The sequence below is a fragment of the Steroidobacter gossypii genome, from assembly GCF_016801985.1.
GTDB lineage: Bacteria > Pseudomonadota > Gammaproteobacteria > Steroidobacterales > Steroidobacteraceae > Steroidobacter > Steroidobacter gossypii.
Genome location: NZ_JAEVLS010000004.1, coordinates 648,978 through 675,396, shown reverse-complemented (window position 1 = coordinate 675,396; position 26,419 = coordinate 648,978). Strand labels below are relative to the sequence as shown.

General features: G+C 63.0%; 23 protein-coding genes. 12 read left to right on the top strand and 11 right to left on the bottom strand.

Annotation, left to right across the window (positions count from 1 at the left end):
• Positions 1 to 19: 19 nt before the first annotated feature.
• Entirely contained in the window at positions 20 to 556 is a 537-nt protein-coding gene (locus JM946_RS19840; RefSeq protein ID WP_203169100.1) for an ORF6N domain-containing protein, read from the bottom strand.
• A 122-nt stretch (positions 557 to 678) separates the two neighbouring features.
• Here JM946_RS19840 and JM946_RS30040 point away from each other — a divergent pair, with 122 nt between their 5' ends.
• Positions 679 to 819 carry a hypothetical protein gene (locus JM946_RS30040; protein WP_218043002.1) on the top strand — a complete coding sequence of 47 codons (141 nt, stop codon included), beginning with the start codon at positions 679 to 681 and terminating at the stop codon, positions 817 to 819.
• Between the two features lie 267 nt (positions 820 to 1,086).
• On the top strand, positions 1,087 to 1,518 hold the full coding sequence (locus tag JM946_RS19835) for a hypothetical protein (protein WP_203169099.1): 432 nt from the start codon (positions 1,087 to 1,089) through the stop codon (positions 1,516 to 1,518).
• Between the two features lie 32 nt (positions 1,519 to 1,550).
• Here the strand turns inward: JM946_RS19835 and JM946_RS19830 are convergent, their stop codons facing one another.
• The 4 genes from JM946_RS19830 to JM946_RS19815 all read right to left on the bottom strand — a co-directional run bounded on the left by JM946_RS19830 (position 1,551) and on the right by JM946_RS19815 (position 4,893).
• On the bottom strand, positions 1,551 to 2,678 hold the full coding sequence (locus JM946_RS19830; RefSeq protein ID WP_203169098.1) for an ROK family protein: 1,128 nt from the start codon (positions 2,676 to 2,678) through the stop codon (positions 1,551 to 1,553).
• A 65-nt stretch (positions 2,679 to 2,743) separates the two neighbouring features.
• Positions 2,744 to 3,205 (bottom strand): DUF421 domain-containing protein, encoded by a 462-nt coding sequence (locus tag JM946_RS19825; protein ID WP_203169097.1) that lies wholly within the window; start codon positions 3,203 to 3,205, stop codon positions 2,744 to 2,746.
• Between the two features lie 17 nt (positions 3,206 to 3,222).
• On the bottom strand, positions 3,223 to 3,720 hold the full coding sequence (locus JM946_RS19820) for a hypothetical protein (protein ID WP_203169096.1): 498 nt from the start codon (positions 3,718 to 3,720) through the stop codon (positions 3,223 to 3,225).
• Between the two features lie 78 nt (positions 3,721 to 3,798).
• Positions 3,799 to 4,893, bottom strand: coding sequence for a sensor histidine kinase (locus JM946_RS19815; protein ID WP_203169095.1), 1,095 nt, complete (start codon positions 4,891 to 4,893; stop codon positions 3,799 to 3,801).
• A gap of 188 nt (positions 4,894 to 5,081) precedes the next feature.
• On the opposite strand from JM946_RS19815, the gene JM946_RS19810 reads away from it, so the two are divergent.
• From JM946_RS19810 to JM946_RS19795, 4 genes are all read left to right on the top strand, one after another.
• Positions 5,082 to 5,573, top strand: coding sequence for an RNA polymerase sigma factor (locus JM946_RS19810; protein ID WP_203169094.1), 492 nt, complete (start codon positions 5,082 to 5,084; stop codon positions 5,571 to 5,573).
• A gap of 2 nt (positions 5,574 to 5,575) precedes the next feature.
• Complete coding sequence (locus tag JM946_RS19805; RefSeq protein WP_203169093.1) at positions 5,576 to 6,517, top strand: FecR family protein; 942 nt, start codon at positions 5,576 to 5,578, stop codon at positions 6,515 to 6,517.
• A gap of 105 nt (positions 6,518 to 6,622) precedes the next feature.
• Positions 6,623 to 9,517 carry a TonB-dependent receptor gene (locus tag JM946_RS19800; protein ID WP_203169092.1) on the top strand — a complete coding sequence of 965 codons (2,895 nt, stop codon included), beginning with the start codon at positions 6,623 to 6,625 and terminating at the stop codon, positions 9,515 to 9,517.
• Positions 9,514 to 11,073: an alkaline phosphatase D family protein gene (locus JM946_RS19795; protein WP_218043001.1), complete on the top strand. Its 1,560-nt coding sequence runs from the start codon at positions 9,514 to 9,516 to the stop codon at positions 11,071 to 11,073. The genes JM946_RS19800 and JM946_RS19795 overlap by 4 nt, the downstream gene beginning before the upstream one ends.
• Positions 11,074 to 11,147: 74 nt before the next feature.
• Here JM946_RS19795 and JM946_RS19790 read toward each other — a convergent pair whose 3' ends face one another.
• The 3 genes from JM946_RS19790 to JM946_RS19780 all read right to left on the bottom strand — a co-directional run bounded on the left by JM946_RS19790 (position 11,148) and on the right by JM946_RS19780 (position 14,326).
• Positions 11,148 to 12,281, bottom strand: a complete 1,134-nt coding sequence (locus JM946_RS19790; RefSeq protein WP_203169090.1) for a CaiB/BaiF CoA transferase family protein — start codon at positions 12,279 to 12,281, stop codon at positions 11,148 to 11,150.
• A gap of 9 nt (positions 12,282 to 12,290) precedes the next feature.
• Positions 12,291 to 13,091, bottom strand: coding sequence for an enoyl-CoA hydratase/isomerase family protein (locus JM946_RS19785; RefSeq protein WP_203169089.1), 801 nt, complete (start codon positions 13,089 to 13,091; stop codon positions 12,291 to 12,293).
• A gap of 107 nt (positions 13,092 to 13,198) precedes the next feature.
• The gene (locus tag JM946_RS19780) at positions 13,199 to 14,326 is read right to left on the bottom strand and encodes an acyl-CoA dehydrogenase family protein (protein WP_203169088.1); all 1,128 of its coding nucleotides are present in this window, start codon (positions 14,324 to 14,326) and stop codon (positions 13,199 to 13,201) included.
• Positions 14,327 to 14,582: 256 nt separating this feature from the next.
• Between JM946_RS19780 and JM946_RS19775 the strand changes: the two genes are divergently transcribed.
• The 4 genes from JM946_RS19775 to JM946_RS19760 all read left to right on the top strand — a co-directional run bounded on the left by JM946_RS19775 (position 14,583) and on the right by JM946_RS19760 (position 21,085).
• A complete protein-coding gene (locus JM946_RS19775; protein ID WP_203169087.1) occupies positions 14,583 to 15,122 on the top strand; it encodes an RNA polymerase sigma factor in 540 nt (179 codons plus the stop codon).
• Between the two features lie 2 nt (positions 15,123 to 15,124).
• Positions 15,125 to 16,171, top strand: a complete 1,047-nt coding sequence (locus JM946_RS19770; protein ID WP_218043000.1) for a FecR family protein — start codon at positions 15,125 to 15,127, stop codon at positions 16,169 to 16,171.
• A gap of 134 nt (positions 16,172 to 16,305) precedes the next feature.
• Positions 16,306 to 19,347, top strand: coding sequence for a TonB-dependent receptor (locus JM946_RS19765; protein ID WP_218042999.1), 3,042 nt, complete (start codon positions 16,306 to 16,308; stop codon positions 19,345 to 19,347).
• Between the two features lie 73 nt (positions 19,348 to 19,420).
• The gene (locus tag JM946_RS19760; protein ID WP_203169085.1) at positions 19,421 to 21,085 is read left to right on the top strand and encodes an FAD-dependent oxidoreductase; all 1,665 of its coding nucleotides are present in this window, start codon (positions 19,421 to 19,423) and stop codon (positions 21,083 to 21,085) included.
• 6 nt (positions 21,086 to 21,091) lie between these two features.
• Here the strand turns inward: JM946_RS19760 and JM946_RS19755 are convergent, their stop codons facing one another.
• Both JM946_RS19755 and JM946_RS19750 read right to left on the bottom strand, forming a co-directional pair.
• Complete coding sequence (locus JM946_RS19755; protein ID WP_203169084.1) at positions 21,092 to 21,562, bottom strand: nuclear transport factor 2 family protein; 471 nt, start codon at positions 21,560 to 21,562, stop codon at positions 21,092 to 21,094.
• 27 nt (positions 21,563 to 21,589) lie between these two features.
• Entirely contained in the window at positions 21,590 to 21,973 is a 384-nt protein-coding gene (locus JM946_RS19750) for a DoxX family protein (protein ID WP_203169083.1), read from the bottom strand.
• 178 nt (positions 21,974 to 22,151) lie between these two features.
• Here JM946_RS19750 and JM946_RS19745 point away from each other — a divergent pair, with 178 nt between their 5' ends.
• On the top strand, positions 22,152 to 22,718 hold the full coding sequence (locus JM946_RS19745) for an energy transducer TonB (protein ID WP_203169082.1): 567 nt from the start codon (positions 22,152 to 22,154) through the stop codon (positions 22,716 to 22,718).
• Positions 22,719 to 22,802: 84 nt separating this feature from the next.
• Positions 22,803 to 23,600: an AadA family aminoglycoside 3''-O-nucleotidyltransferase gene (locus tag JM946_RS19740; RefSeq protein WP_203169081.1), complete on the top strand. Its 798-nt coding sequence runs from the start codon at positions 22,803 to 22,805 to the stop codon at positions 23,598 to 23,600.
• A gap of 132 nt (positions 23,601 to 23,732) precedes the next feature.
• Here the strand turns inward: JM946_RS19740 and JM946_RS19735 are convergent, their stop codons facing one another.
• Positions 23,733 to 26,309 (bottom strand): hypothetical protein, encoded by a 2,577-nt coding sequence (locus JM946_RS19735; protein WP_203169080.1) that lies wholly within the window; start codon positions 26,307 to 26,309, stop codon positions 23,733 to 23,735.
• Between the last annotated feature and the right edge of the window lie 110 nt (positions 26,310 to 26,419).

The window sequence follows — 26,419 nt, the reverse complement described above, 5'->3', positions numbered from 1 at the left end:
CTGAAACTTCATGGCCCCTCTACTCATCGAGGTTCGCTGTGAACCCGATCGGCCGCTTCTTCGGTGCCGGCGTGTGCATGAGTTCGCGGATGGTCTTGAGGATGCCGGTAATGGCCTGGTCGTGCGTGGAGAGCTTGCGTTCCAGCTCATCGAGGCGGTGGGCCAGCTCCTTGTTCGAGACTAGCATCTCTCGAAGCTGCACGAAGGCGCGCACAACATAGAGACTCATCTCGATGGCGCGCGGTGAGCGCAGGACGTTGGCGGCTTGGATCGCGCCGTATTCGGTGAAGACGAAAGGTCGGTAGCGGCGACCGCCCCAGCTTGAAATCGCAATCTGCGATCTCAAGTTCTGAAGCTCCGGCTCGGTGATCTGGAACATGAAGTCCTCGGGAAAGCGAGCCGCGTTGCGCTTGACCGCCTCGTTCAGCCGGCCGGTGCTCACGCCGTAAATCTCGGCCAGATCGCGATCCAGCAAGACCCGTTGTCGACGCAGGACTAGAATCGATCTCGAGATGTGCTCCACCGGCATCAGCGCGGCATCTTTGTTCTTCGCCATTCCTCCTCCTTGAGTGAGCTTCCTTGCCAGGATGTACGGCCGTCAGCGCAAGCTGCGCTGCTCCAGCGCTTCGATGCGAGCAATTCTGAGATCCGCGCTCGCCGTCGGAGTGTGTACGACCCTTGTCGATGCCGTTCTGGCATTTACAGGCGATATTGCGCCGATCAGACGGCTGCCCGATCGGTACGCAAGTCCGGGTTGAAGTGCATCGTGGGCGCTTCGTGACCGAGGTGATCGACGCGGCAGCGACCGTGCAGCGCTGAGCGCGCGCTATGCCACGCTTTCCAGCCGCGGACTCCATGAGTGCCGGTCACTGCTTGAGTATCTATCAGCGTTGGTTAGTATGGTCATGCCCACCAGCGCGGTCCGTGCTCACTTCGAAGCGTTCCAAAGCTTGGACTTCGCCCCGAAGACGGGAGGTTCGACCCAAGCGGTGATGGGCGAAAGTTGGGCGGGGCGCCCGACCCGAAGATCGCCCGACCAAATATTCTGGGTGAAGTTCGTTGGGCCCGCCTAGAAAGGAAGGTCGTTTGGCGGATATGGAGATCATCGTGGGCAACGGAGACACTGAACGACGACGGTTGCTGTTGCTGACAGCGGCAGCTGTGGCGGCAGAGTTGTTCCTTTTGCCACAGATTATGTTTGAGCTCGTGGTGGTTTCTTCCCAGTGGGCGGTTGCCATGCAGCTTCTCATTCTGTGTTTACCACGTTTTGGCGTGATGCTCGCGTTGGTCGGGTTGTTTGGGCCGTTTCGGAAAGGTCGGTGGTTTGGCGCGTTCCTGGCGGCGTACATCATGCTTTTGTTACTGAACTTCTATCAGATCGAAGCTTATGTGAACTGGAGCAGCGGGATCGCTGCGAGCCAGGCGACGTTGCCGTATGTGGCGGGCGTGGTGGGAGCGCTGTTGGCGTTGTCGTTCGGGCGCAAAGAGCAAACAAACAAGCTGAGCGTGCCAGGGTAGGGCGAGCGCGCCGAAAGAGCGCAGTGACGAGGCTATTCCTCGTCGTCGGAGTCGTCCGTCTCTTCTTCCTCTTCGTCCTTGTCGTCCTCGTCGCTGCGATTGGTGAAGCGGGCATTGCCCAATCCGGTGCCGATCGTCAGCACGCCCCAGTGCTCGTAGTCGCGCATGCTCGGCGCCTCGCTCAGGCCCTGCACGACAGCGTCGTTATGCATGACGATGACTGTCTCGTGATCGCCGATCTTAGGGATGGCGGCGCGCAACTTCTCGGGGAGATTGAAACTCTTTTGCTCCCAGTCGCCGGGCAGGTTCTGGCCACCGCGCTCGATGGAGCCGTCGGAGCGAATGACGCCAGGGCAGCCGATGCCGATGAACGGAGCGAGGTTGGCGCCGTCTTTGGTGGCGCGACGGATCAGGCTGTTGAGCATCTGAATGAGCCGCTCCACCGCGTCTTCGCGATCGGGTTGATCCTCGCTGTGTCGCCACAGCTCGAAATGACCCACGGCGGCTTGAGAGAAATCCGCAGCCCTCTTGCGACGCAGCTCGACGATGCCGGCGCGAATGTTGCTGCCGCCGATGTCCACGGCCAGGATGCTGTCGTGGCCGGAAAGGATCCAGGAGGGCACCAGCTGTATGCAGCCGATCAATCCGGCGTGATCGGCGTGGTGATGAATCGGCTTGATGTCCAGATCGACGCCGTCCGCTTTCAACAATACCGCCGTCCGCCCGATCGCCAGCTCGCCGATGCGGCTCTGACGCAGCCCGCCGCCGACCACCAGTGCTTCGGTGTTCTGCCAGCCCTTCAATTTCAAGAAACGCCGGATGACTTGCGCGAACTCCTGTGCGAACTCTTCGATGGCGCCATGGATCACGCCCGCGGCTTCCGCATCGCCCTGGGCGAGCATTTTGTCGAGCTGTTTCTTGCTCATCTCCTCGCTGGGCAGTTCGCCGAGCGGATCGTCGCCAGCGCGGCTGACGCGATCGCGCCAGTCGTCCAGGATCGCTTGAAATGCACGGCGGCTGGCGCGATCGCCGAGGAACCCTTCGGGGCTGCGCATCTCGGCATTGTAGGCGTCAACGACGACCAGGCTCAGCACTTTGCCGCCGTGCGCCAGCAGCGATGACGGCGTGTCGTCGGAGTTCTTCGCGTTCCGTCTGGGCATCTGGAGGGTCCGATAGCACTGGATGTAGAGCAAACACCCGACGCGGCGTTACGTTCCAGCGCGCCTCAGGAATCCTTTCCGGACGATTCGGCGGGCACGATGGAGATGCCGCCGCTTCGCTCCAGCACCGCGAACTTGATCTGCTCCAGGCGTTCCAGCCCGTGCAGCTCGCGCGCCGCGACCAGGATCTCCTGCTCGTCGATGCGCGAGCGATCCATGCGATCGCGCAACAGCTTGCCGTGATCGACGATCACGACCGGGCTGTCGTCGATGACGCGGTCCAGCGCCTCGGAACGTTGCTTGAGCACCGACAGCCCGATGTCGAGCAGCACCAGCGTGCCGATCACGATGGCCGCGTTGATGATGGAAAAGTCCTCGCCCAGCAGCGCCTGTTGAGTGGCCTCGCCGATGATCAGCAGCAGAATGAAATCGAACACGGTGACCTGCGCCAGCGTGCGCTTGCCCGCGATGCGCAAGATGATCAGCAGGATCAAATAAACGGCGGCGGCGCGAAGCACGGAGTCCATGGTGCGGCCCTCCCGAGTTACGGATAAGCGAACTGTTTGAAGTCGACGGTCTGCGTGCCCGCGCTCAAACGCGCCTGCTGTGACCCGGCATGTTGCGCCTCGAGATGCATACGGATCTGCAGGGTTCCGCCGGAGCCGTCGGTCGCGAAACGCAGCAGGCCGGTTTGGTGAACAGTGGATTGCAACGGCTGCGGAAAGATCTCGGTAATCTGCACGCGGCGCAGATACTCGGCGTTCACACGCAGCTCGACACTGTTCGCGCCGGCCTGCGTGGGCACTGTGATATCCAGCAGTTGTTGAGCGTGGCGCCGACAGAAACGTTGATACTCGACGCGCATCTGCCCGTCGCCGCTCGCGGCCGTCGACTGGCTCAGAGGACCATCGCCAAACACACCGGCGATGGCGGCGAGAATGAACACAACCAGCAATGCAAACGCAAACTTCTCGGCCGTGGTATGGCCCCGATATTCTGGCAATCCGAGTTGGGCTTCGGCGCTGCTGCCTGGTTGTCGCATGAGTGTCCCGGGCAACGCCGGGCGTCAGTGACGTCAATCACTGTGAATGCTGCAGCGACCGGGATTGTTCCTGCACGCTCAACGCGCAACCCGCTCCGGGTTGAGATTGCTCAGCCTGGTTTGCAGCTCGAAGCGCAGTCCTTCGGGCGGGTAGCTCAAGATCACTTTGCCGCCGAAGTCGGTGGCTAGAACCTGTTGAATCAGTAGTGAACCGAAGCCACGGCGTGCCGGCGGCGTCACCTTCGGCCCGCCCGATTCGGTCCAGGTCAGGTGCAGACATTCGTCGCCCTCGATGGGCTCGAGTCCCCAGCGCACGGTCACCTCGCCGCCGGCCACCGACAGCGCGCCGTACTTCATCGAATTGGTGGCCAGCTCATGGATGGCCATGCTCAGCGACAGCGCCTGGCGCGCCGACAGCTCCACCGGCGGCCCCTGAGCGCAGATTTCGCCCGGCGCCGTGCTGTGCGGAGTGAGCGCGCCCTCGATGATGGCCGCCATTGGAGCGCTCCTCCAGTCCGACTGCGTCAACACCTGTTGGGCCTGGCCCAGCGCTTTCATCCGCCGTGAGAAGGTGGTGCGAGCTTCTTCGAGCGACACCGAGCAGCGGAATGTTTGATCGGCGATGGAGCCGACCACGGCCAGGGTGTTTTGCATCCGATGCGCCAGCTCGGCGTTGACCAGGCGGGCTTGTTGTTGAGCTCGCATTTTCTCGGTCGTTTCCACCACGGTGTCGAGCATGCCGGCGATGCGTCCGTCATCGTCGCGAATCGGGCTGTAGCAGAACGTGAAATAGACCTGCTCGGGCTTGCCAACGCGCTCGATGATCAGTTCGTGATCCTCGACGAACGTCGGCTCCCCGGCATAGGCGCGCTCCACCAGCGAGCCGATGACGTGCCACGCCTCCGCCCAGACTTCATCGAACGATCGGCCGATGGCCGGAGCCTTCTTGCCGAGGATGGGAAGAAACGCGTCGTTGTGAATCAGGGTGTACCGTGGACCCCACACCAGGCACTGCGGAAAGGCGGAGTCGAGCACCGCGCCCACCATGGTGCGCAGCGAGTTCGACCAACTGTTGATCGGACCGAGCGGCGTGGCGGCCCAGTCGACACGGCGAATCGCTTGTCCGCTCGCGCTGTGGCCAAGAAACAAATGGAGGGCATCGGCCGTCGTCATTGCGCACCGTCCAGAAGGCAGGCGGATCGGGGCTCTGGTCGAGCTAGCGGCGCTTACCGCCTCAATGCGGCCGCGCCGCTTTTGTTCCGCGGTGGACGCACGCCCGTCACGAAACCGTCAAATCGCTGGCTTACTCTTTGCGCCCCGCAAAAGCGGCTGCTGTTCCGGCGGCGACACTGGGGTTGGCGATGTTTTCGGAGAAGCCGGACGTTGATAAAGACCGCGCCATCTGGGGCCGGTTGCGGCGGCAAATTGCAGCGTTGTCCGGGCGTCCTCAGGACGCCAGCGACTACTTGAATGACGCGTATGTGCGACTGTCGGAGCACGGCTCGCCAATCCGCAATTTCGAGGCTCTCATGGTGCGCATCGCCGTGAATCGGGCGCGCGACGATCATCGGCGTCAGCGCCGCAGGAATGTCAGCACGGACGAGGATTTGAGCGCGATCGCGGACGCCAGCCCCACGCCCGAGGAGATGCTCGATCTTCGGCAGCGCCTGAATGCCGTGCATGCCACGCTATCCCGTCTCCAGCCCCGCACGCGGCAGATCTTGCTCATGCATCGGCTGGACGGTTTGCGTTATCGCGAGATCGCCGAGCGCCTGGGCATCAGTGAAAGCGCTGTCGAAAAGCATGTCGCCAAGGCGGCGTTGGGCCTGTTGCGTGCGAGCAAGGCGCTGTGAAGATGTTTAGAAACATCCTGGCGCGTGTGGCGCGAGCTCGAATCGAGCGTGAAGCGGCTGAATGGCTGGCGCGATTGCATGCGGATACTTGCGACGAGCGCACGCGGGCGGAGTTCCGAAAGTGGCTGCGGACGGACGACAGGCACGCTTGGGCTTTCGAAGAGCTGACCGCCGTGTGGGACCTGGTCGGTGCGCGACGTTTCGACCACTCTGCGCAACCGGAGCGGTTGAGCCGTAGAGGCGTTCTGCTCGGCGGCGGCGCGGCGCTGACTGCTGCGGCGGGTGGCTTGGTCACGCTGACGGCTGGGGCTGAGATTTACCGCACCGATATCGGTGAGCGGCGGACGATCGTGCTCGCCGATCGGTCGAAGGTGGTGCTCGATGCGGATTCACGGCTGCGCGTACGCAATCGCGATTCAGGCTGCGAGGCCACGCTCGAACGCGGTCGCGCACACTTCGATCTGAGCTCGCGGAGTTCCGGCTCACTCGTGGTTCGCGCCGGCGGCTGCAAGCTGCGTGTCGATCGCGGCGCGTTTGAGATCGAGACACGAAAGGGGGAGTCGGCCCGCATTCTGATGTTGTCCGGCTCCGCCGCACTCGATGGTGCGGGCTCCTCCGTGAGCATGCTGACCAGCGGCCATGTGTTCGAGGAATCCTCCACCACGCTGCTTCCCGTTGCCGCTCCAGCGCTCGAACGCCTCATGGCATGGCAGGGCGGCCGAGCGATTTTCAACGATGACAGCGTGGCGGACGCGGTGGAGATCATGAATCGCTACGATCGCCAGCGGCTCACGCTCGAGGACGACGCCATCGCTGAACTGCGGATCAGCGGGACGTTTCGCGTGGGGGACAATGCGGCCTTCGCCGATGCGCTGCGGGCGATGCTGCCCGTTTCCGTGGTGGCGCAGCCGGATACGTTGCGCCTGTCGATGGCAGGTCGCTAACCCGCATCGCCCGTCACAAAACATTCATGAAAAAGTTCTGAGGAAATCGCGCCCGGCGGCGTCGATTGCGAGTCCGGCCGGTACGGCCGCCATCTTCGGAACATCATGCAGTTGTCTCACAGTCGCGCCGGCCTGTCGGCCCTCGTTGCAAGCATCGCGCTGGCGCTTGCGAGTCCGGCGCAGGCGCAGTCGGAAGCGGTGACCATTTCGATGGCGACACAGTCGCTCGATGCGGCGTTGAATGTCGTGGCTCAGCAGAGCGGCGTGGACATTCTGTTCAGTCCCGCGGACGTGGCCGGGCAGCAGGCGCCAGCGTTGCAGGGCGAGATGAGTGCGTTGCAGGCCGTGCAGGCGTTGATCGCCGGCACGCCGCTGGAAGTCGTGACAACGTCCTCGCGTGCACTGATCGTGCGTCGGAAGGAATCGATGCGCTTGGCGCTCGCCACCGATTCACCTACGTCGGTCGCTGCGGCGAGCGGCGTCGAAGAAGTCGTGGTCACCGGCACCGCTTTCCAGAATCAGGAGGCGGTCGCCAACCGACGCCGCTCGTTGACCATCGTCGACACACTCACGCAGGACGACACCGGCGATCTCGCCGATAAATCGCTTGCCGACGCGCTGAGCCGTGTTTCCGGCGTGAGCACCATGCAGGTGCTGTACGGCGAGCAGGAAAGTCAGTACGTGGCGGTGCGCGGCATCACGCCCGATCTCAACTATGTGTCTGTCGACGGCATCGGCATGATCTCGGTCGCCAATCAAGGCGCCGGTCAGCGCCGCGTCGACCTGGCGCTGATTCCGAGCCAGGCGGCGCGCACCACCGAGGTTTTCAAAACATTCACGGCCGATCTGGACTCCGGTGCGATCGGCGGCATCATCAATATCGTCCCTTACAGCGCCTTCGAAGGCGGCGAGAAGTTCTTCGTCGATACATTCGCCAGCTACGCGACGTATAACGATGTGCCGGGCGGCAACAGCCCGGGCGGCTATCGGGACTCGCCCTGGGGCGGCGGGATCAAGCAGCTGTGGTCGCAGCGCTTCGGCTCGGACCGACAGTTCGGTGTCGTGCTCAGCAGTGTTTACCAGCAGCGCAGCTACGACGAAACCAAGCGCAATCCGAACGGGCGCGCTTATTACACCGCGACCGGCGCCACCACCACGCCGATCAGTCCGGATTACAACGGCTACGATCCGGCGCCGACTGCGTTCGTCAGCTACGACTTCACCAGTTTCGTGGAGAACTATGGTGGCTCGATGCTGCTCGAGTTCTCGCCGTCTTCCTCCTGGTACAGCTCGCTGATGCTCTATGACTATCGGCAGCGCGAGGACCAGACGACCAATGCGCCAACGTTGCGTGCATTCACCGGGATCACCGACCAGACGCAGACCACAGGCACCTTGCGCATCCCCGATGTGCGCACCACCTTCGCCTACGACCGTTTCGATACCGAAAGCCGCGGCGCCATCTTCAAGACGCGCTACGAGTTTGCTAACCAGTCGCGGCTGGAGTTTCGCGCCGGCTATAACGACAACACGTTCGACAACCCCGAGAACGAGGTCATCTACCAGTACCGGCCGACCGATTCGTATGTGAGCTACGACACGTCGGGCGACTCGGTCTCGTTCACGCTGTCGGACCCGCAGTCCATGCTGGTGGCGAGCAACTATTCTCTGTTGAGCGCCACGGACGTGACCACCTCCGCCCAGGGCGAAGCGGCGGAAGCCCGCCTCGACTACTCCCTGAACTTCGATGCGGACAGCCTCGGCTGGGGACTCAAAGCCGGTCTGGGGCTGCGCAGCTTCGACATGCAGCGCGACCTCACCGACACGACGTTCACATCCGACAGATCGTCGCTGGCGCTGGCGGCCTACGATCCGAACTACACGCCCTGGATGTGGAACTACCCGGTGCTGTGGATCGACTACGACGCTTACAACGCCAGCGTCCGGCCCAACCTGGCGGTGAATGCCGCGACTTCGGCGGCGAACTCGCTGAGCCAGGATTATTCATACGACGAGACCGTTTCGTATGGTTACATCTCGGGCACCTACGCGACGCAGAGCACGCGCGTGATCGCCGGCCTGCGTGCGGACCTGGCGGACTACAGTGCCGATGTGCCTTTCAGCGTGGGCGGCGTGTTTCAGAACGCCTTCCAACACTACTCGGGCGACTACTCGTACCTGCTGCCGTCGCTGAACGTGCTGCACGACTTGAGCGACCGGCTGCGATTGAAGGCGGGTTATAGCCGCACCTTGGGTCGTCCCGCGCCGGAAGATCTGGCCAGGGCCGAAACGCGCAACGACACCACCTTCAGCATCAGTCGCGGCAATCCGAATCTCGAGCCGCGTCGCGCCGACAACGTCGACCTGGCGCTGGAGTATTACCTGGACGGCGGCAGCGGTCTGCTCAGCCTCGGCGGCTTCGTCAAGAACATCAAGGACGATATCTACGCGTTGAAACAGGAGCAGCTGGTCGGCGGCGTGCCGTACACCGTCAGCACGCCGATGAACGCCAACGAATCCAGGCTGCGCGGCATCGAGTTTCAATACATCGAAAATCAAATCCCGGGATTGCCTGGCTTTCTGGCCGGCAAGCTTGGCGCCTCCGTCAACGTGTCGCGCATGTGGGGCGAGATGGATTACGTGGTGAACGACGTGACGCTGCACGTCGATCGTCTGTTGTTCCAGAGGGACTGGTTGGCCAACGGTGCGCTGTTCTACAAGCTGCCGCGCGGTGGCGAGGTGCGTGTCGCGTACAACTACGGCGATGAATACTACGACGGTATCGGCGCCGATCCATGGCTGCATCGCGGGCCGCAGCAGCGCGGCCAACTGGATTTCACGGTTCGCTACCGCGTACTGGATGAGTGGATCGTGAAACTGCAGGCGGTGAACCTGCTCGATGACAACCTGAATCTCGGCTACGGCGAGGCTCTCAGCATGCGCCGCGCCGAAATGAAAAAAGGCCTGACGTTTTATTTCAACCTCATCTACAAGCCATGACCCATCGCATGATCGCGCGTCGTGATGTCCTGAAAGTTGCGGCAGCGAGCAGTCTCACGCTGCTCTCGGGCAGGCGCGCCTGGGCCAGCCAGCCGGGCGCGTATCCATTCTCGCTGGGTATCGCAGCGGGAGATCCCTGGTCCGATGGCTTCGTGATCTGGACGCGGCTCGCGCCCGCGCCGCTCGAGCCTCATGGCGGCATGCCGATGAAAGTCGTAGAGGTGGAATGGGAAGTCGCCGAAGACGAGCGGTTCTCTCGCGTGGTCCGCTCTGGCGTGGAATCCGCCCGGCCGGAGCTCGGGCATTCAGTGCACGTGGAGCTGACGGGTCTCAAGCCGGCCTGGCGCTATTGGTATCGCTTCCGTTCGGGCGGTGAGATGAGTCCCCCAGGCACGGCTCGCACTGCGCCGGCCGCTGGCGTGGCGACGGAGCGTGTTCGCATCGGGGTGGCCGGCTGTCAGCACTATGAGGAAGGCCTGTTCACTGCGTACCGGCATCTCGGCGCGACGCAAGAGCTCGATGCGATCTTTCATTACGGCGACTACATTTACGAACACGGGCCGCGCGATTGCACCAAGAGGCAATGCGTGCGCGCACACGTCGGCGATGAAATCTATTCGCTCGACGATTACCGCCGTCGTTACGCTCTGTACAAGCAGGATCCCGATCTGCAGTTCGCGCATGCAGCGGCCGCGTTTCTGGTGTCGTACGACGATCATGAGGTCGACAACAACTGGTACGCGGAGTGCGACCAGGATGGAAGCCCTGCCGAAGCATTTATGATGCGTCGGGCCGCCGCGCTCCAGGCCTGGTACGAGCACATGCCCGTGCGACGCGCGCAGTTCCCCGCCGGCGGGCAGATTCGAATGTATCGTCGCTTCGACTACGGCGACCTGTTGCGTGTCCAGGTGCTGGACACGAGGCAGTATCGCAATGGCGGTGCGAAGCAGCCGAACAAGCAGCTGCAAGGCTGCCGCGTTTCCAACTCGGGACCGGTCACCATGCTTGGCTCGCAGCAGGAACAATGGCTGTCGGCGGGCTTCGATCATGCTTCGCGGTGGAATCTGCTGGCGCAGCAGGTGATGGTGATGCCTCTGACGTATCCCACCAGCCGCGCGGCAGGTCGGGTCAACGTCGATTCATGGAGCGGATATACGGCGGCTCGTCAGCGACTGGTCGCGGAGATTCGCGAGCGCAATCTGCAGAACGTGGTGATCGCCACTGGCGACGTTCATCGCCACCATGCCGGTGTGGTTCCGGTGCGAGAAGGCGATCTCGACGGTCCTGCGGCTGCCACGGAGTTTGTTTGTACATCGATCAGCTCGGGCGGCGATGGAGTCGAGCGCGACCCACGCTGGCAGAACACTCCGGCCGAAAACCCGCACTGTCAGCTGTACGACGCACGCCGCGGCTATCAGATATTCGACGTCGGTCGCGATCTGTGGCGCACCGAGGTGTGGACGATGGATCAGGTCTCCGCCCCCGGCGGTCGTGCATCGCTCGCCACGAGTTTTGCCGTCGAGCGTGGCAAGGTGCAGCTGCATCGGGCCACTTGAGTCGAGCCAGTCGGGTCGAGCCAGTCGGATCGAGCCAGCCCAGCCGGGCTCGACGGCCCGGCAGGCAGTCGCAATCAAGGCAGCAGGCGCGAGATGAGATCGTCAGGCACGCGCCATTCGCGCAGCGTTTGCGCGTCCACCTCCGAGCTCTTCTGAATCGAAGAGGGCGTGCGAGAAAAGCGGGGAGCGGGCGCCGGTTGGATTACGCCGGAATGTTGAGTGAAGGTGCCGCGAGCCACATTGTGAGGGTGGCTGATCGCCTCGCTCATCGAGCAAACGGGAGCAAAGCAGGCATCGGTGTCTTCGAGCAGCGAGCACCAGTGAGCCTGTGGCTTGCTTGCAAAGATCCGCTCGAAGCGAGCCCGCATCTCGGGCCAGCAACCCGGATCCCAATGATTCGGATACTCACCGGACGGGATAGCCAACTTCTCGAGCAGAACAGCAAAGAACGGCCGCTCCAGCGCCCCGACACAAATCCACTTGTCGTCCGCGCAGCGATACGTGTCGTAGAACGGCGCGCCGCCATCAAGCAGATTCGCATGCCGCTCGTCGCGCCACTGTCCCATCCCACGCATCGCGAACATCATGCTCATCAGCGATGCCACGCCGTCGGTCATGGCGCAATCGATCACCTGACCGACGCCAGTGCTGCGTGCGTTCAACAAAGCCGCGAGCACGCCCATGGCGAGATACAACGCGCCACCACCGAAATCGCCGACTAGATTCAGCGGAGGCGTCGGCTTCGCGGAGCTGCCGATCGAATGCAGCGCGCCGGAGAGCGCGATGTAGTTGATATCGTGCCCGGCGGTATGAGCGTTCGGCCCGTGCTGACCCCAGCCGGTCATGCGTCCATACACCAGTTTCGGATTCTCGCCGAGCAGGAGGTCCGGCCCGAGGCCGAGTTTCTCCATCACGCCGGGGCGGAAGCCCTCGATGAGCGCATCGGCGCTCTTGCTCAGTGCGCGACAAACTTCGACACCATGGCTTTGTTTCAAGTCGAGCGTCAACGTGACGCGCCCGCGATCGAGAATGGCGTCGAAGCTCTGCATCGGATTGTTGGGCCGGGCGATTCGCAGCACCTGCGCGCCCAGATCCGAAAGCAGCATGCCGCAAAAGGGCGCCGGGCCCAGGCCCGCGAACTCCAGGATGCGCACGCCGTGCAGCGGGCCGGTGGCTGCGGAGCCAGCCGTGGACGGTGTCGAACTCATCGATCGGCTTCAGACTTTGGCGGGATCGTGGCAGAACACCGGTCTGCGCTTTTCCTGTATGGCCTTGACGGCCTCGCGATGGTCGGCGGAGCGGGCGGTCACGGATTCATACGCAATGCCCGCATCCATCACCGCGTGAGCGACGCGCTTCAGCTCCAGGTTGAGCAGCACTTTGGTCCAGCGAATCGCGTTCGTGGAGCCGTGCTTGAGTCGGTTGCAGAAGCCGACCACGGCATCGTCCAGCTGACTCGGCGCCACGCAGTGATTGACCAGGCCGATCTGCTCGGCCTGTTTGGCGCTGATCGGCTCGCCGGTCATCAAATATTCCTTGGCGCGACCCAGCCCGATGCGCTGCGCCCAGATCGCCGCGCTGCCATCGCCGGCAACCAGGCCGACGCACACGTGCGGATCGCCGATTTTCGCGCCGTCGACGGCATAGATCACGTCGCAAAGCAGGGCGAGCGTGGCGCCCAGGCCCATGGCCGGACCGTTCATTTTGCAGATGAGCGGCTTGTCGAGGTCCAGCATGGCGAACACGATGCGCTTGGCGATGCGTGCTTCGTGGTCGAATCGTTCGGGCGCGGCGGCGTTGCGCGCCAGGTGTTCGATATCGCCGCCGGCGCAGAAGGCTCGCCCGGCGCCGGTCAGGATGACGATGTCGGATTGATCGTCGGTCGCCGCAAAGTTGAATGCATCCGCCAGCTCGTCGTGCATCTCCAGATTGACCGCGTTGAGCACGTCGGGGCGGTTCAGGGTGATGGTCAGGATTCGATCTTTTCTGGTCAAGGCCAGCGTGCTGTATGTGCGCACGAATGTCGCTCCTAATATTTGACGTTGCCGAAGTCCCCCAACGGCACGTTACCACCGTACACGGCCAAGGTGTACCGGTTCGAAGCGATTGTTCATCTTTCGCAGCCTCATAGGGACCGCGCGATCACCATGCGTTGAATGTCGGAGGTGCCTTCGTAGATCTGGCACACGCGCACGTCGCGATAGATCTTGGCCAGGCCGAATTCTTCCAGATAGCCATAACCGCCTAGGGTCTGAATGGCGCCCGAGCACACCGCCTCGGCGGTCTCCGATGCAACCAGCTTGGCCATCGAAGCTTCCTTCAGGCAGGGCGCACCGGTGTCCTTGATGCTTGCGGCGTGCAGCACCAGCTGTCGCGCAGCTTCGAGTCGGGCGGCGAGATCTGCCAGGCGAAAGCCGACCGCCTGATGTTCGATGATGAGCTTGCCCATGGAGCGACGTTCCTTCGCATACGCTACCGCGATCTGCAGCGCTGCTTGCGCCATGCCCACCGACTGCGCGGCGATGCCGATGCGTCCGGCTTCGAGATTCGACAGGGCGATTCGATATCCCTGGCCTTCGGCGCCGAGGCGCAACTCGCTCTCGATGTGCAGATCGTCGAAGCGCAGTCCGCAGGTGTCCGAGGCCTGCTGACCGAGCTTGTGCTCGACCTTGTCCACCACGTAGCCCTTGCGATCGGTCGGCACCAGGAATGCCGAGATGCCTTTCTTGCCCGCCTCGGGATCGGTGATCGCGAACACTAGCGCCAGCCCGGCGATCTTGCCCGAGCTGATGAACTGCTTGCTGCCGTTGAGCACATAGCCGCCGTCCACCTTGGTAGCCCGCGTGCGTAGCGCGGAGGCGTCGGAGCCCGCGTCGCTTTCGGTCAAGGCGAATGCGCCGATCATGCGACCGCTGATCAGCTCGGGCAGGAAACGTTGCTGTTGGCGCTCATCGCCATCCTTGAGCAGCGCCGACACCATGAGACTGTTCTGAATCGACAGGATGGTGGACAGGGCGCCATCGGCAGCGGCGACTTCCATCAGCGCCAGCGCATACGAAACATAATCGGCGCCTGCACCGCCTTGCGCTTCCGGCGCGGTCATTCCCATCAACCCCAGTTCGGCGAGTTCCTGGAACAATTCCGGCGGATAGCATCGCTCCGCTTCGAAGCGCTGCGCGTGGGGGCGAATGCGCTCCTGAGCGAATTCACGGACGGAATCGGCGATGGCTTGTTGGGTCGCGGTGAGTAACATCGGCTGAGGGTTGGTCTGTGCGGTTGACGTGAGCCAAGGATGGCGCTCGCACGGCAGGCGCGCAACGGGGTCGGCGCAAGCCCGGTTGAATCGCGGGCCGTGAGGGAAAAAGTCCTGCATCCCCAGCCGGCCGCGCAATCATTTTGCTTGGATGTCCTCTACACTGCGAGCTTCGCGGTGGCGGTTTCCGGTCCCACGCGCGTTCTTATCTACTACGGCGCGATGCGCCGGGTAGCCGTGGGAGATCAAGGTCGAGATGGATGCGCCGAAACCGGCACACCGCACCGAGGGCGCCGAATCAGAGCACATCGCCCTGCTGTCGACGCAGTTTCGACCGGCGCTGCGCCGGTTCTTCAGCAAGCGGGTCAAGGAACAGCACGAGATCGACGATCTGGTGCAGGACGTGTTCGTGCGCCTGGTGCGTAAGGTGCAGGCCGACGGCTCGCAGATCGTGGCGGGTTATGTCTTCCAGACCGCGCAGAGCGTGCTCAACGACTGGCTGCGCAAGCGCCAGGTGCGGCAGGCGAGCGCGCACGAAGACATCGAGCTGGATCAGCCCGGTCTCAAGGATGATTCCACGCCCGAGCGAGTTCTTGCAGGCAAGCAGAGCCTGGCGAAGGCGACTGCGGCGGTGTTGGAGCTGCCGGAAGTCACTCGCACCATTTTTCTTTTGCGCCGGCTCGAAGGAATGCGCTACAGCGATATCGCGAAACGGCTTGGAATGCCGATGAGCACCGTCGAGAAGCACATGGCCCGCGCCGTTGTGCATCTCGACTTGCGTCTGAACGGGAAGTAACGATGCGAGCTCGCCCCGTCCCTGCAGACCTTTCACCCGCCGAAGCGGCCGCGCACTGGGCAGCGCGTATGGATGCCGACGTCGTGCCCGATGAAGATCGTCGTGCATTCGAAGCCTGGCGCGATCGTGCGGCCGAGAATGCCGCGGCCTATGAGCGCGCCGTCGCAGCGATGCGCGTGTTCGATGACGCGCACGACGATCAGCATCTCGATGCCTTGCGACGAGCTGCGCTTCGCTATCAGCCGGAGCGTTCCCTTTTCGGCGTGAAGTCGATCGCCGCTGGCATTGCGCTCGCGCTCGTCGGCATCGCGGCTCTGATTGCCTATCGCGGTCCGAATCTCTTCAGGCAAGTGCCGGTGGCTTCTTTATACGAGAAAGGCGCGGCCGATTACGCCACCCGCCGCGGCGAGAAGCTGGATGTAACGCTGCCGGACGGATCCGCCGTCACCCTCAACACCGATACCGATCTCGACGTGGCTTTCGATGGCCGTCATCGCACGGTGGAAGTGCTGCGCGGCCAGGCGTTCTTCAACGTCGCCAAGGATCCATTGCGCCCGTTCATTGTCGTCGCAGGCGGCAAGCAGATCGTGGCGGTCGGCACGGCGTTCGATGTCCGGCTCGACAAGGAGCGCGTCGAAGTGTTGCTCGTCGAAGGGCGCGTCGTGGTGGAAAACGTCTGGCAAGCAGGTTCAGCTGCGCCTCCCGCCCAGACCGCCCAAGCCAGCATTCATCTAAGCCCCGGTGAGACGCTGGTCGCAACCGACCAGGAAGTCGTGCATCGAGCGGCGCCGGAAGCGCAACGCCTGCTCAAGTGGCGCGACGGTCTGATCGAGTTCGACGACACGTCGCTCGCCGAGGCGGTCGAAGAGTTCAACCGTTACTCGACCCAGACAATTCGCATCGAGGATTCGAAGCTTGCGGAGCTGCGCATCTCGGGCGTGTTTCGCACCAACAGTCAGCGCAAGTTTCTGGAAGCGGTGACCAGCCTGCATCCGGTCGCAGTGGAGTATCGCGGCCCGGAGGTGTTCGCGCTGGTGGCGCGGCCCTGAAGAATATTCACATGAGCGCGCGTGGCCTTTGGAGGTTTTCTTGCCGGCGCGCGTTCTTTAGGAATATTCGGGCCGTCGCTGCGATGGTCCGATGCAATCAGAGCCGCAGGGCCATCGCTGTATCAGGGGGAATGGTGAATAACAACGGGAAACGGCTGCGCGAATTGTCCATCCGATGGATCGTTCGCAACGGAGTCACGGGCGGCGCCTGCGCGCTCGCGATGATCGGCAACGCCTTCGCTCAGTCCAGCGAACAAACTGCCATCGAGATCGAGAGTGGCAACCTGGCGCAATCGTTGACCGCGCTCGGTCGCCAGACCCGCACTGAATTGGTGTTCGATCCGACGGTGATTGCCGACCGCAAGGCGCCCAGCCTGCGCGGCTCGATGACCGCCGATCAAGCATTGGAATATTTACTGTCGGGAACCGGGTTGCGTCACGAGCGCACCTCCTCCGATGTGGTGCTGGTGCTGGCGAGCGCACAGCAAAGCCCGACCAGGCAGTCCGTTCCAGCCGCGGCGCCTGCGCAAAGCGACTGGTCGCACGATGACGGCAGCGAGGACGGCAGTGATGACGGTCAGGAAAGCGCGTCCGCCAACGAAGCCGTGCTCGAGCAAATCACCGTCGTCGGCATTCGCAAGTCGATCGCCGATGCCATCGAGGTCAAGCGCGACGCCACGCGCATCATGGATACCATTTCGGCCGAGGACATCGGCAAGCTGCCCGACCAAAACGTCGCCGAAACGTTGAGCCGTATTCCGGGTGTGCAGGTCACGCGCGTGGAAGGCGAGGGCAAGTCCATCACCGTGCGCGGCCTCGGATTAAACAAGCTTCTGCTCAATGGCAAGAGCTTCATCGGCAGCGCACGCAACGGAGATCCCAATCTTGCCGACGTGTCGCCCGAGTTGCTCGCGGGCGTGGACGTGATCAAAGCGCCCTCGGCAGACCTGGTGGAAGGCTGGCTTGGCGCTGTGATCAACCTGCGCACCAAGCGGCCGCTCGATCTGGACGACTCGGTCGTCTCGGGACGTCTGCAAAGCTCGTATGCGGATCGCGCCGAGGAGTGGGGCCAGAAAGCATCGGCGTTCGTCGCGCACACTTTTGCCGATCGCAAGTTCGGCGTGTTGTTGAGCGGCTCGTATTCCGACTCGAGCGGCGCGAGCGATCTTTATCAGTCCGGCGGCTGGACGCAGGTGAACAACGTCGATGTGACCGGCGACGGCGTCAATGACACGTTCTTCCGTCCGCTACGGCTGATGAGCTGGTCGAACACTTACGAAGACGAGCGCTATTCGGTGAACGCTTCGGCGCAGTGGCGGCCGATCGACGATCTGACGTTCACGCTCGAAGGCGTGAAGTCTCGCCGCGAGACCGACCGCGTTCGTGCGGTTCAACAGGTCATTCTCAACAACAACATCACCAACGGCGTCATCGACGCGAGCGGCACGCTGGTGTCGGGCGATTTCTCGGGGGTGACGTTGCGCCCGCTGCTATACGGCGGCGACTCTTACTCGGAGAACGAGTATTTGAGCGCGAACGCCAACTGGAGCCGCGACCGCTGGACGGTGAACTTCAACGCTTCGATGAGCGAGGGCGAGGGCGCGGGCCTTGGCGGCGACGGCGGCAACAACAACTCCGGTAACGACAACGTGCTCGTCACCCGACAGCTCGCGGGCAACAACGTGAATGTCGGCTACAACGCGGCGGGCTCGGATGTTTCGCCGAACTATGGCATCGACGCCAACTTCGACATCTTCGATCCGTCGCAATACGAGGTGTACAGCACGTTCGATGTCGATTACGTGGCCGAGAACAAAGGCCACGACGCGGACTTCGACGTCGAGTTTCAGCTGGATGGATTCTTCACATCCGTGAAGTTCGGCGCGCGCACCGAGACCATCGAGGTGTTCGGCGGCAATCCGCAGTCCACCTATCCTTCGTTCGCGAGCCACGATCCCACACCGGGCAGCCCGCTGCTGGCGAGCGAAGTTCCGGGCCTGTCGTACACCGGCACGAGATCCGGCCTGTTTCCCGGCGAGAGCGGCAGCTACCCGAGACAGGTCCTCACCGGAACCGTCAACTTCGACACCATCCGCAACGCGCTCGGCGCGACGCCGATTTCGTTCGACAGCACCGGCGCGAAGGCGACCATCAATCAGGTGGAGCAGACCACGGATGCGTTCTTTGCAATGGTGAGATTTGGCACGGATGTGTTCGGCATTCCGATGTCGGGCGATCTCGGCGTGCGCCAGGTGAATGTCGATCGCGAATCGCTCGGCTACACCATCGTGGGTAACCAGGCCATCCGCGCGCGAGCCGGCAAGTCGTTCTCGGACACGCTGCCCAACCTGAACTTGATCTTCGATTTGCGTGACGACGTTCGGTTGCGCTTTGCCGCTGCGAAAGTGGTGGCGCGCCCGGATCTGACCAGCACGGGCGTCGGCTTGTCGCTGCAGCCGGTCTCGATGACGGGCTCGTCCGGCAATCCGGATCTCGATCCGTTCCGCGCCACCCAGTTCGATACCACGGTGGAATGGTATTTCGCGCCGGCCAGCCTGCTGGCGGCGGGTGTGTTCTATAAAGATGTGTCGGCATTCACCACTTACTCGGAACAGATCGAGGAGCATCCCGAAGCGCCGAACAACACACTGACCGGTCCGGCTGCGTACACCTATGTGATCGGCCGGCCGACCAACGGCAAGGATGGCAAGGTCCAGGGCATCGAGCTCAACTATCAGCAGGCGCTCTCGATGCTGCCCCGGCCGTTCGACGGGTTCGGCTACGCCGTCACTTACACCTATGCGGATAGCGAGACGCCCGACATCGACGAGCTCACCGGCAGGAACAATCCGTTGAACAACTCATCCGAGCACAGCGCCAACGCCGTGGTGTATTACGAGAAGGGACCGTTCAGCGGCCGCGTCGCATACAACTATCGCAGCGAGTACATGACCAACGGCGGCTCGATCGCGTCGGGCGGCGCCAACTGGGCGGATGCGCGCGGACAGGTGGATGCGTCGGCATCGTACAGAATCAACGACAACTTCCAGGTCACCGTGGAAGGCGTGAATCTCACGCGCGCGATCAACAGTTTCTATCGCACCAACCCCGGTCGGCTCTACAGCTCGTATCTGGACGATCGCCGGATCTATCTCGGTGTGGCGGCGACGTTCTGATTCACCAGTCCATCTCGTCGGGCGGGCCGGCGATGGCCCGCTTCGGCGCGGCTGTCTCAGAGGTGCAAGCAAGATGATGTCTTTCTCGACGGCTCGTTTCATGGCGAGCGTCGCTGCCCTCGGGTTCGTTGCCGGTTGCGCCGGTTCTCACCAGAACGGCGGTGCTGCTTCGATGACGGATCTGGTCGTGTATGGCTGCACGCCGGCGGGCCTCACGGCCGCGATTGCAGCCAAAGACCGCGGCCGCAGTGTGGTGCTGCTGTGTCGTGACGGCCATGTGGGCGGCATGACCACGAATGGTTTGGGCTGGGCCGACACGGGCAATCACGCCGCCATCGGCGGCATGGCGCGGCGTTTCTACCAGGACGTGAAGGCGCATTACGATCGCGTGGGCTTCAAAGGCATCGCCACCTCGCAATCGAAGACCGAAGGCGAGGAGGACGCGATGTGGGTCTTCGAGCCGCACGTCGCCGAGGCCATATACATGCGTTGGCTGGAAGAGGCGGGCATCACCCCCGTCTTCAATGCCAGGCTGCGACTCGACCCGACTGCCGTCACCAAGCAGAGCAATCGCATCGTGTCCATCGAGATGCTGGACGGCTCGCGCCACACTGGCCGAATGTTTGTCGACGCCAGTTACGAAGGCGACTTGATGGGCATGGCGGGCGTAACGTTCACCACCGGGCGCGAAGCCAATGCCCTCTATGGCGAAGACTACAACGGCGTGCAGACCGCAAACGCCGAACATCACAATTTCGAGCTGGACATCGATCCGTATGTAAAGCCCGGCGATCCCGCCAGCGGCTTGGTGCCTTTGATCGGACCCGGTCCGCCGGCCCCGGACGGCAGCGGCGACAAACGCATTCAAGCGTATAACTTCCGCCTGTGCATGACGACGGATCCTGCGATTCGGGCGCCGCTGCCCAAGCCGGCGGATTACAACCCCTGGACCTACGAACTGCTGGGCCGTTATCTCGATGCAGGCTGGCGCCACAAATTTCGCAAGTACGATCCGATCCCGAACAACAAGACCGACGTCAACAACTACGGCGCGATCTCGACCGATTTCATCGGTGGCAACTACGATTACCCCACGGCAGGTTACGAGCGCCGGAGTGAAATCTTCGAAGCGCACAAAAGCTACCAGGCCGGTCTGTTGTGGTTCCTGCAGAACGATCCGCGCGTTCCCGCCGACGTGCGGGACTCCATGAAAGAATGGGGGCTGTGCGCGGATGAATTCGTCGACACCGATCACTGGCCGCGCGAGATGTATGTTCGCGAGGCCAGGCGGATGGTCTCCGATTTCGTCATGACCGAGCGTCATCTGGAAGGCGAGCTGCCCACGCCGCGCTCGGTCGGCCTGGGCTCATACACGATGGACTCTCACAACGTGCAGCGGTATGTGAACGCTGACGGCTTCGCTCGCAACGAAGGCGACGTCCAGATCTATCTCGATCGCACCTACGAGATCAGCTACGACGCCATCGTTCCCAAGGCCGCCGAGGCGACCAACCTGTTCGTGCCCGTCGCAGTGTCGGCGTCTCACATCGCGTATGGCTCCATCCGCATGGAGCCTGTCTTCATGATTCTCGGCCAATCTGCGGGCGAGGCCGCCGTCCTTGCCATCGAGCATGGCACTTCAGTGCAAAACGTGCCGTACGAAGCATTGGCCCGGCGTCTGCGCGCCAAGGGCCAACTCATCGATCCGGTCAAAGGCAAGTACGTGCCGGGTGGCTGATGCCCTTTACAATCCGAGATCGCTCAAGCCCGGGTGATCGTCCGGCCGGCGGCCTTGCGGCCAGTGGAACTTGCGCTCGGATTCGGCAATGGGAAGGTCGTTGATGCTGGCGTAACGACGTTGCATGAGGCCGCGAGCGTCGAACTCCCAGTTCTCGTTGCCATACGAACGAAACCAGTTGCCGGCGTCGTCGTGCCACTCATAGGCGAAGCGCACGGCGATGCGGTTGTCGGCGAACGCCCATAGTTCCTTGATCAACCGATAGTCCAGCTCCCGACGCCACTTGCGCGTGAGAAACTCGACGATCTGCTCGCGGCCGACGGGAAATTCGGCGCGATTGCGCCACTTGCTATCGACCGTGTAGGCGAGCGCCACTCGCGCGGGGTCGCGGCTGTTCCAGGCGTCCTCGGCCAGGCGCACTTTCTGGATGGCGCTCTCGCGGGTGAAGGGCGGGAAGGGGGGACGTTCTTCGCTCATGGGGCAACCTCGCATTTCGCTTCCGGGTCATTTGCCATTGAGGCTGAAACGGCCGGGGCCGATCAGGGCAATGGCGATGGCGGTGAACAGAAACATTCCTTGCAGCTCGAGCGCCCAGCCGCCGGTCTTGCCGATCACGAACAACTCGGCGCTGTGCGCGAGGGCGATGGCGAAGAGCATGTTGACGGCGATCAACGCGGCGCCGATGCGGGAGTACCAGCCGAGCAGAACCAGAATGGGCGCGATGACTTCGCCGACATAGACGCCGTAGGTGACGAAGGCCGGCAGCCCTGCCGCGGTGACCATGCCGGACAGGCCGCCGACGCCGCCGGTGATCTTGGCGATGCCGTGTAACAGAACGAGTGCGCCGAGGGCCAGTCGCAGGATGAGCTTGCCAGTGCTTTCGTTCATGGGAGCCCTCTGTTCGTATCATCCGCCGGGCACATCATACAGCGCGCGGCGAGTTAGGTCAGTGAGTATCCGATTGCGCGCGCGCGTGAGATCAAGGATAAAGAGCCCCGGCGCATTCACTCCTGCGCTGCCCATCGACTCGAGACGCGCGTTGACGACTTGCAGCAACTCACCCCAGTTGGACACTTCGACGGCCGACCGGCTGGTGATCCGCATCCATTTGACGCAGCAAGAGCCGCCGCCGCCTCCGCCTCGTAGCCGATTGAGCAAACCGGCGCTGTTGCTGAGTCTTGTGGTTGTCGCGGTGCTGCTGGGGTGGTTCGGCGTCCGCCTGTTCACATCCGATGCTCCCGCCGTCAGGGGAGCGCCGGATCCCCAGCCTGCCGTTAGTCAAACCGTGGCGAGTGCGAGCGAGCCCAGGCCGCCGGCACCGGAAGTGCAGCCGCTGGCGGATGCACCGACTTCAGCAGTCAATGAAGTAATCCCCGATGTTCCGCAAAGTGCGCTCGACACCGTTTGGGGAACGGTGAGAGTGGGCATTCGAGTCACGATCGACAAGCAGGGCTCGGTCGTCGAGACCGTCACGGAGGATCCCGGCCCCAGCCGCTACTTCGCGCGGCTCTCTCTGGATGCCTCAAAGAAGTGGACCTTCACGCCCGCCACTTCGGAGCAGCCGCGCACCATGTTGCTGAAGTTCCATTTCACACGCGGTGGCGCGACCGCTCACGCAATACACGCGCAATAGCCTCCGCGAGAATCAGCAATCGTTGCCCGCTTCGAGAGATGACCTCTCTCGGATGGCGCGGCGCTCGCTGTTAGAATTCCGGGAATGAACGACCCGCTGCCAACTTCAATCGCCGCGCAATTGTCCAAGGCTCGTGCGGTCCTCGAGCGGCATCTCGGCGAGACAATCATTGCGATTCATCTGTTCGGGTCCGCTGTCGACGGGGGGTTGAAGCGGTTCAGTGACATCGACTTACTCGTGACCGTGGCCGATCCGCCGAGCGAAGCCACGCGGCGAGAACTGATGATGGAGTTGCTGAGTGTGTCCGCACCGCCTGGCACGGACGCAGAGTTGCGTGCGCTCGAGGTGACGGTGCTGGCGAAATCGGAGATCGTACCGTGGCGGTATCCAGCGAGGCGGGAGATGCAGTTCGGAGAATGGCTGCGAGAGAACCTGAAGGCGGGCATCTACGAGCCCCCCACCCTCGATCACGATCTGGCTATCCTGTTGACCAAGGCTCGACAGCATAGCGTCACTGTCGTGGGCTGCAGCGTAATCGACCTCTTCGAGCCGATCCCGCGAGCGCATCTCATCCAATCGCTGCGAGATACTGTCGCGCAATGGAACCAACCGGAAGATTGGGCGGGCGATGAAAGGAACATCGTTCTGGCGCTGGCCCGCATCTGGTACACCGGTGCGACCGGACAGATCGCATCAAAAGACGCAGCATGCGCCTGGCTGTTGGAGCGGACGCCGCCTGCGAACCAACAGGTGCTCAGGAAAGCGCTGGCGGCATATCGCGGCGAAGAGGACGACGATCTCGCCAGCCATGGCACAGAAGTCGCCGCCTTCGTGCGCTATGCCAGAACGGCGATCGAGCAACTCTGCAGCGCGCGTCCGTAAGCGCCTCTCGACGTGACGGTTTCTGCTTCACTCGGTGATGCTCGCCCAGCCGGCCACGCTGGAGTTGCAAAGCTCACGCGTTGCAGGCGACGCGGCCGTCACGCGCGGCGCGCCGCCAATCTTTTGCGGTGATTATTCAGCCGGCGCGGCCGGCGTGGGGGCGCTGCTCGTAGCGCTCAACGCGTTTTGTTCGGCAGCGGGCGCGGGCGTCGGCGCGGCTGGCGTGATTTCTACAGGCGGCGCCGGTGGATGTTCCGCAACAAGCGCTGCGACGTTCACGATCGAGGGATCGTCGCGAAGCTTGATATACAGCCCATCATCACCCGGTCGGGGCACGGGCAGCGCCCGGCCCGGGAAGCCGGCAGGAACATCGACGGCCTGTTTGAATTCCTTATCGCTCGCGACAGACTTCACCAGGAACAGGTTCGATCCGGTGAGCTTGCAGGACTGATCCGCTTCAGCAGGACACTGCAACCCCTGTAACACGGGCAGGCGGACCAACGTTGCCAGCGGCTGCCAGTCGCCCGCGACACCTTCGTTGACGATGCGGAACTTCAGCGGCCCGAACGCCGAGAAGCCAAACGCCTTGGCCGGGTCGAAAGTGGCGATGGCCACTTTGGTGTCCGCCAGCGTGAGGCCGCGATTGGCGAGGCTCAGCGTGGTGGCGAACGCTTCGTCCTGGCTGGCCACTTCGATATTCGCTTCGCGACTGAAAATGGCAGGCGACTTGGCACGCACCGAGAAGATGAGCTGTGCGTCCTGCGGCAGCTGATCTTCGCTGGCCAGCGAGATGTTGCTTTCGTTGGTGCGAGTTGAAGCCTGCACACTCTTGCCAACCAGCTCGACGCTGGGCCGCGGCGCGGCGACGGAGACGTTGACGGTATATGAGCGGCCGTCGCGCAGTGTCACCTTCGCCTTGGCCGCCGTTCCCTGTTGCAGCTTCGGCGCAGGTTGAGCTTCCTCCGTACCCGCATCCGACGCAGACGGAGGTGCAACCTCCATGCGCAGCGAATCGCCTTCCACCATCGTGCTCGAAGGTGTGGGCACGAACACCACGCCTTGCAACGACAGGCTGGCAACATCGCCAAGCCGGCTGCCCTTGAGCATGCCGTGCGTTTCGCCCTCATGCATGGCGAAGCTTTCGAAGCGTCCCGCCTCCGGATAGGCGCGCAGCTCCAGCGGCTGCGGCTCACTCACGCCGTACTGAGACACGAACAACGTCAACGCGCCGGGCTGCGCCTGTTGCAGCGGCAGGTTGATTTCCACCTCGTTCGCTTTGACCGGCGACCAATCGACGCGCAGCTCCTTGCCGGTCGGATCCTTGACCATGATGCGATCGATGCAGGCCACGCTGCCGGCTTGCAGATGAATGGTGTTGGCGCGGCCCACGATCAGCGACTGGTCCTCCGGCGATGCCGGCGTCCAGGTCTGGGTGTGAGTGTTCACCAGCTGAAAGGCCGGGCCGTCGAATTTCTCGAAGCCCCAGTAGCCATGCAGCGAACCGCGGAAACGATCCGCCAGACTTGCATTCCCCAGCGGCGACGTATCGACGACGAACCCGCCTCGGGTGGCGTCCGCGGTCGCAGGCAGCTCGATCACTTCACCGTTCTTACCGGTGACCCGCAGAAACGTGTTGTGTGCGTACTCGGTTGCGAACACCAGCGGTGCGCCTTCGACGGGCAGCACCAAAGAATCCTTGCGTGCGCAGTAGATATCTTTGGGACTGACGGCATGCAGCGGCGGCGGCAGCGCCTTCTCGATCGCCGGCAGCGCGGCCGTCAGCACCGACTTCGGATCGTGAAAGGACGGCGGGGTGTTGAGCGTCAATGTGAGCTGCGAGCCGACCGCCGTGGCCAGCGCCGGGATGTACTGATAGTTCGCGACCCGGAACGAATCGAACAGCCGGCCGAGGTCGAGCAGCGATGAAATGTATGGGCTGTAGTAACCGTAGTTGCCCTCGCGCGTGGCGCTGGCGGTCATGAGCAGGTCGCTCGCAGGCCCCGTGGTCAGCGCTTCGACGATGGACACGCTGTGGCCGTCGTTGAGGATCAGCGTGTCCTGTCCTTCCATCAGACAGGGCGCTTGCAGCTGCGGCAGACGATCGAGACATTTCTGGTCGACCTGAATGCCCAGGCTGCGGGCCAGCAGCGGCGTGGTGTCCTTGAGCACGGCCGGGTTGGCCGCGTTGAGCTGACGAATCGCGCTGAGATAACGCTCCAGGCGCGAGCGATCGAGCGTCGCCTGGTTCAAGTCCTGGGTCGCGCGCACGAACGCACCGGGGCGGCCGCGCACCGCGTTGACGAGTGTTTTGAAATCGCCGCCGTCTTCGGGCGCCAGAAAGATCAGCGCCTGTTTTGCGCCGTCCGGCACGGTGATGCTCAGGCCCTCGGCGCCGCAGCTGCGCTTTTTCTTCTTCCAGGTCTCGCAGCGGAAGAACCAGTCCTTGGGCGGCGGATTGGTCGGGCCGCGCAGGAAGCTGACCACCAGCAGATAGTGCTCGGACTGGTTCTCCGGGAAGTCGGCCTTGATCCATAGCTTGTCGCCCGAGGCCAGATGCGGCGCCTGGGCGATGGGCAGCACGGTTTCACCTCGGGAAACGGTGACCTCCAGGGTCGGGCCCACCAAGTCGAACGGCGCGGCGCTGGCGGCGAGCGCGTGGGAGGCACCAAAAACCCCGAGACTCAGGATCCATCGGCAGAGCAATTTCATGGGTGCGGATCGTAGGATAGAGCGCGTGGGCATGCCACGCCTATCTCAGCTCAACCCGCTGTTTTGTCGGAGATCCGAGACGGTCCGGGGCTGCCCGCCAGCGGCCAGCG